Origin of the sequence: Terribacillus halophilus, assembly GCF_900101385.1 — a bacterium.
Lineage (GTDB): Bacteria > Bacillota > Bacilli > Bacillales > Amphibacillaceae > Terribacillus > Terribacillus halophilus.
In genome coordinates this window covers 1-1,595 of record NZ_FMZB01000020.1, presented here as the reverse complement: position 1 = coordinate 1,595, position 1,595 = coordinate 1, and the positions used below count along the sequence as shown (strand labels likewise).

General features: G+C 54.5%; 1 rRNA gene. It reads right to left on the bottom strand.

From position 1 onward, the window contains the following. Positions 1 to 19 precede the first annotated feature (19 nt). Positions 20 to 1,581, bottom strand: a 16S ribosomal RNA gene (locus BLQ53_RS18545). Positions 1,582 to 1,595: the final 14 nt, after the last annotated feature.

The window sequence follows — 1,595 nt, the reverse complement described above, 5'->3', positions numbered from 1 at the left end:
CAGTTCCAATTATCCTTAGAAAGGAGGTGATCCAGCCGCACCTTCCGATACGGCTACCTTGTTACGACTTCACCCCAATCATTGATCCCACCTTCGGCGGCTGGCTCCAAAAGGTTACCTCACCGACTTCGGGTGTTACCAACTCTCGTGGTGTGACGGGCGGTGTGTACAAGGCCCGGGAACGTATTCACCGCGGCATGCTGATCCGCGATTACTAGCGATTCCGGCTTCATGCAGGCGAGTTGCAGCCTGCAATCCGAACTGAGAATGGTTTTATGGGATTTGCTTAGCCTCGCGACTTTGCTGCCCTTTGTACCATCCATTGTAGCACGTGTGTAGCCCAGGTCATAAGGGGCATGATGATTTGACGTCATCCCCACCTTCCTCCGGTTTGTCACCGGCAGTCACTCTAGAGTGCCCAACTGAATGCTGGCAACTAGAATCAAGGGTTGCGCTCGTTGCGGGACTTAACCCAACATCTCACGACACGAGCTGACGACAACCATGCACCACCTGTCACGCTGTCCCCGAAGGGAATGCCTTGTCTCCAAGGTTGTCAGCGGATGTCAAGACCTGGTAAGGTTCTTCGCGTTGCTTCGAATTAAACCACATGCTCCACCGCTTGTGCGGGCCCCCGTCAATTCTTTTGAGTTTCAGCCTTGCGGCCGTACTCCCCAGGCGGAGTGCTTAATGCGTTAACTTCAGCACTAAGGGGCGGAAACCCCCTAACACCTAGCACTCATCGTTTACGGCGTGGACTACCAGGGTATCTAATCCTGTTCGCTCCCCACGCTTTCGCGCCTCAGCGTCAGTTACAGACCAGAGAGTCGCCTTCGCCACTGGTGTTCCTCCACATATCTACGCATTTCACCGCTACACGTGGAATTCCACTCTCCTCTTCTGCACTCAAGTTCCCCAGTTTCCAATGACCCTCCACAGTTAAGCTGTGGGCTTTCACATCAGACTTAAGAAACCGCCTACGCGCCCTTTACGCCCAATAATTCCGGACAACGCTTGCCCCCTACGTATTACCGCGGCTGCTGGCACGTAGTTAGCCGGGGCTTTCTGGTCAGGTACCGTCAAGGTACAAGCAGTTACTCTTGTACTTATTCTTCCCTGACAACAGAGCTTTACGACCCGAAGGCCTTCATCGCTCACGCGGCGTTGCTCCGTCAGACTTTCGTCCATTGCGGAAGATTCCCTACTGCTGCCTCCCGTAGGAGTCTGGGCCGTGTCTCAGTCCCAGTGTGGCCGATCACCCTCTCAGGTCGGCTATGCATCGTCGCCTTGGTGGGCCATTACCCCACCAACTAGCTAATGCACCGCGGGCCCATCTGTAAGTGACAGCCGAAACCGTCTTTCCATTTCCAATCAGGAGAAAGGAAATACTATCCGGTATTAGCTCCGGTTTCCCGAAGTTATCCCAGTCTTACAGGCAGGTTGCCCACGTGTTACTCACCCGTCCGCCGCTCATTCCGCCAGAATCACCCCGAAGGGGTCATCTGGTTTCCTGCGCTCGACTTGCATGTATTAGGCACGCCGCCAGCGTTCGTCCTGAGCCAAGATCAAACTCTCCATGAAAGTGTTGATGCTTT